The following is a 4,841-nucleotide window of genomic DNA, read 5'->3' on the forward strand; positions in this document are numbered from 1 at the left end:
GGAAACGCCGACAGGGGCGAGCAACGATGCCCGCTACGAGCTTGGAACCCGGTTCAAGACGACCGTGGACGGAACGATTACGCATGTGAAGCTGTACGCGCATGCCAATGAAGGCGGGCAGCATGTCGTCTCCATCTGGCGAGTGGATGACGGGGTGCAGGCAGCCGGTCCGTTCAACTGGACCTTCCCTGCGGGAAACGAGGGCTGGAAGCTGTTTGAGCTGCCTTCGCCTCTGGCCGTTCAGGCCGATACCGACTATATCGTCTCCGTGACGAACAGCGCGGAGGACAAGTTTTACGTCTACACGCCGCAAGACTTCGCCGAGCCGATCGAGCGAGGACATCTGGTCGCCTACTCCGGCAGCGGCGTAAGCACGGCCTCGATCGGAACGATGCCAACGCATTCGTTTAACGGTACAAATTATTTCCGGGACGTCGTCTTCGAGCCGAACAATGGCACAAGCCTGCAGGCTGGACAAACCCCGGAGCGTTTTGACAGCGATGAGGTGTACGAACTCGGGACCCGGTTCTCTGCCAACACCAACGGTTATGTGACCAAAGCGAGAATCTACGCGCATAAAAACGAGGCGGGCATTCATCGGGTATCGTTATGGAACGCCGATGACGGAACGCTGCTGGCCGGGCCTTACGATTGGAATGTAAGCGCCGGGACGTCCGGGTGGAAGGAGTTCGCCCTGCCGGCGCCAGTCCGGATCAAAGCCGGCAGCGACTATATCGTATCGGTCACGAACAGCGTGAGCGACAAGCTGTATGCCGTAAGCGGACAAGGGGGTCCTGCGGTTCTGACCGGGAGCGGACGTTTCGTAGCCTATGGGGAGGGAGTCAGCACGACCTCGCTCGGAACGATGCCTACATTTGCGTTTAATGACGCGAACTATTTCCGGGATGTCGTCTTCATGCCGGACCACGAGCAGACCGTTCTGGGCGCAGAGGTTCCGCTCGGCTTCTCCAACGACGCCCGTTACGAGTTGGGGACGAAATTCCAAACGACGGCGGACGGCCGTATCGTCGGCGTTCGCCTGTACGCCCATCCCGACGAAGGAGGAGCCCATCTGGTCTCCCTCTGGAGAGTGAGCGACGGGCAGCGAATCGCCGGTCCATATACGTGGGACGTGTCCACGAGGCATCCCGGATGGCGGGAGTTCCTGCTGCCCGAACCGGTTGCAGTCTCCGCCGGAACGGATTATATCGTCTCGATCACGAACGGGCCGTCGGATTATTTTTATGCGGCTTCGCCGCAAGGCTTCGCCCAACCGTTCGTCAGCGGGGATCTGGTCACCTACGAGGACAGCGGAGTGAGCACGACCGTGATCGGAACGATGCCGATCTATACGTTTAACAGTACGAACTATTTCCGAGACGTTTTGTTCGTGCCCGAAGTTGGCAACCCTGCGCCGGACAGCTACAGCATCGCGGTTGAAACCGAAGGTCACGGCACAGCGAGCGCCAATGTCGCTTCTGCGGGAGTGAATACCATAGTTGAGCTGAACGCGACACCAGAGGCGGGCTATATCTTCAAAGAATGGAAGGTTGTCAGTCCGCAAGGGTTAACAATCGATGGAAATACATTCACCATGCCTAATGAGGCGGTAAATGTAAAGGCCGTATTTGAGGAAAAACCTGCAGCGAATTATGCACTTGCAGTAAACGGAAGTTACGCAGCCGAATCGGGGGCGGGCACTTACTCTGAAGGTGCGGTTATTACCATAGATGCCGGCAGCCGCAGTAATTATACGTTCGGGGGTTGGAGTTCTAGCGATGGTGTGACTTTTACCGATAAAGACAACCCTGTCACTACATTTACCATGCCCGCAAAGAATGTGACGGTAACAGCGGAATGGAAAAGCTCCGGAAATAATAACGGTTTAACAGGCAATAACGGAGTCAGCACTCCTTCCACACCAGCTTATAACGCAGTCATCAAAGTGATAGACGCTTCAGGCAACGGTGCAAAAGATACGACCCTGCCCATTAAGGTTGATGCAAAAACTAGAACTGCAGTTTTAGAGACGGCTTCAATAAACAACCTTTTATCAAATGGCGGAACTTCCGTGATTACAGTCCCATCCATCACAGACGTCGATATCTATACCACGGGTATTCCAGTTCCATATCTGTCAACGACTGATAGGCAAGGCGCTCTGAGGGTTAATACCGATAAAGGCAGCATTACTGTTCCATCGAATATGCTGACAGGCGCAAAAGGAGTAGCTGGATCAAAAGCGGAAATCTCTATCGGCGAGGGTAATAAATCCGTACTGCCTGAGGCATTAAAAAAAGCCATTGGCAAAAGGCCACTGATCAAGCTTTCCATCTACATAGACGGGAAGCAATTGGAGTGGAACAACCCGAACGCACCTGTGACGGTAACGATACCTTATTTACCGTCAGCAGCAGAGCTTGCCCATCCTGAGAGAATTATGATTTGGTTCATCGATGGAAGCGGTGAGGCGATAGCGGTTCCCAATGGACATTATGACGCGATCGCTGGCACAGTTACTTTTACCACCACTCATTTCAGCTACTACGCTGTGGGCTACAATCCGGTTAGCTTTGCAGATGTAGCGGCAAATGCATGGTACAACAAGGCAGTGGGCTTTATTGCGGCAAGAGGTATCACTACAGGTACAGTCAACGGCAATTACAGTCCCGATGCAAGGCTGACTCGCGGTGAATTCCTTGTCATGCTGATGAGAGCTTATGAGATTGCCCCTGATGAAAACGGGTTGACTAACTTCACGGATGCAGGCAGCACATTTTATACCGGCTATCTGGCTGCGGCAAAAAGATTGGGAATAGCCGAAGGCATAGGAAACAATAGGTTTGCGCCCAACAGGGAGATCGCCCGACAGGAAATGTTTACTCTGCTGTACAACGCTTTAAAGGCCTTCGACAAGCTGCCGCAAGGCAATTCCGGCAAAACACTTTCAAGCTTCGGCGACGCAGGGCAGATTGCTTCGTGGGCAAAGGACGCTATGACATTGTTAGTAGAAACCGGAACCATCGGAGGAAGTGTTGGAAAGCTTACGCCGACAAGCACTACCACCAGGGCAGAAATGGCACAGGTGCTTTATAACTTGCTGTCAAGGTGAGTTTTGCCAGTGCCGGAAAAATAGTTGTGCGGGAAGGCAAGGTGCCGATGGCGGGCCTTGCCTTCCCCTTATCGCGAATATCGGACAGGGGGATTGTTGCAGTGGGAAAAGAAGAAAGCTATCGTCTATCGGACCATCTCGACTCCGGCTTGCGAATATTGGTACCCAAGTCGACTCATGAAGTGCTGCTTTTCGCGGCGTCCGAGCTGAAAACGCATCTGGCTCTTGCCGGGTATTCTTGTTCGATGGAAGAGGGGGAAGACGGAGGCGGTGCGATCGTGCTGCGCGTGCTCGACACGGCGGACGGTAATCGGGAGGAAGCGGACGGGTTTCGGATATTCGCCGAGAACGGCGGCGCGGTCATTGTTGGCGGCAGCCCGAGAGCGGTATTGTATGGCGCGTATCGCTTTTTGGAAGAGCATGCGGGAATCTCCTGGCCAACTCCTGCACATCGCTCCGTTCCTGTGGGCGAGCCCGCACCGGTCGTCGGCAGCCGACGCTACAAGCCGGCGTTTTCGAGAAGGGGGATCGTGCTGGAAAGCTCGGAGACGTCCGAATACGCCAAGGCTTTAATCGATTGGTCCGCCAAAAACGGCTTAAACGATCTGTTTTTTACGATCGAGCTGTGGGAGCGGTTTGAGGAGCAATTAAGACCCGAGCTTGCCAGAAGGCAGTTGAAGCTCACGTTGGGCGGCCATAGTCTGGGCAGGTTTTTCCCGGCGGCGGAGCTTTATCCGGAGCATCCGGAATGGTTTGCTCTGGCGGGGGAGGATGGCGCGCGAATGATCGATCAGCCGTGCTACTCGTGCGAGGCAGGCGTCGAGGTCATGATCGGAAACGTCGTCTCTTTTGCGGAAAGGGAGCTGGAAAAAGGCGACGCGCTGCGAACGTTATCGCTATGGCCCAACGACAATAAGCATGTATGCGGCTGCTCCGCTTGCCGCGGAGCCGGGTTCATGACCGCCTATATCGGGTTTCTCGATCGGCTTCGCAAAGCGTTCGACGCGAAAGGCATTAAGGTGAACGTAGAACACATCGCCTATAATGCGCAGTTGGAGTGGAGCATGCTAGAGGACGTTCCGACATCAAGCGAGTTGGACACTTTGATCGCCTGCTGGGGACGGAACTACCGGGACTCATTCGAGGAGCCTATTCTGCCTCGCGACGTAAGGTTCAAAGCGGCTGTCGACCGATGGGCGGAGGCGTGCGGGACGTTCGGAACGGGACTGACCGCGTTCGAATATTATTCCGATTATTGGATGCTGACCTCCCTGTTCCCGCCGCTGTTCCGGACGATCGGAGAGGACATGGCCTCCTTTCGCCGCATTGGGGCGAGCGGCGTCATGAGCCTGATCGTGCCTTACGGCAAGTCGGTCCGCATCATCCGGGAGGAAATCTCCAGACAGGCGGTGACCGCGGCCGACGCCGGGCGGGAGATGGATTCGGAGCGTGCCGCGATGTGGCCGAATCTCTATGTTTTTGCCCGGATGGCCTGGGAGGAAGAAGAGGCGGAGACAACGATCGAAAGCTTATGCCGCCATTTGTATGGTCCATATGCCGTGATTAGCCGGGAGCGTCTGGATCGGCTGTCGGATGCCCTGGCCGGACTCACGGCTTACAATACGGAGTTTTTTAAGCTCAGATTTACCGATACATGGCTGAGGACGGACGGGGAGGAGGTTTTCGGCTGGCAGCCCGCTATGGACGACGGAGCCGTTCCGCGGGCCCG

Annotated in this window: 2 protein-coding genes; both read left to right on the plus strand. The window is 55.4% G+C overall.

Translation table 11 applies throughout. The features are described 5' to 3' along the window. On the plus strand, positions 1-3,112 hold a 3,112-nt coding region (locus tag PAT3040_RS18215), incomplete at its 5' end, for a DUF4082 domain-containing protein (RefSeq protein WP_146200455.1). A 101-nt stretch (positions 3,113-3,213) separates the two neighbouring features. Continuing rightward, positions 3,214-4,841: DUF4838 domain-containing protein (locus tag PAT3040_RS18220; RefSeq protein ID WP_181376702.1), on the plus strand; the 1,628-nt coding region annotated here is incomplete at its 3' end.

This window comes from Paenibacillus agaridevorans, from assembly GCF_003112455.1.
Classification (GTDB): domain Bacteria; phylum Bacillota; class Bacilli; order Paenibacillales; family Paenibacillaceae; genus Pristimantibacillus; species Pristimantibacillus agaridevorans.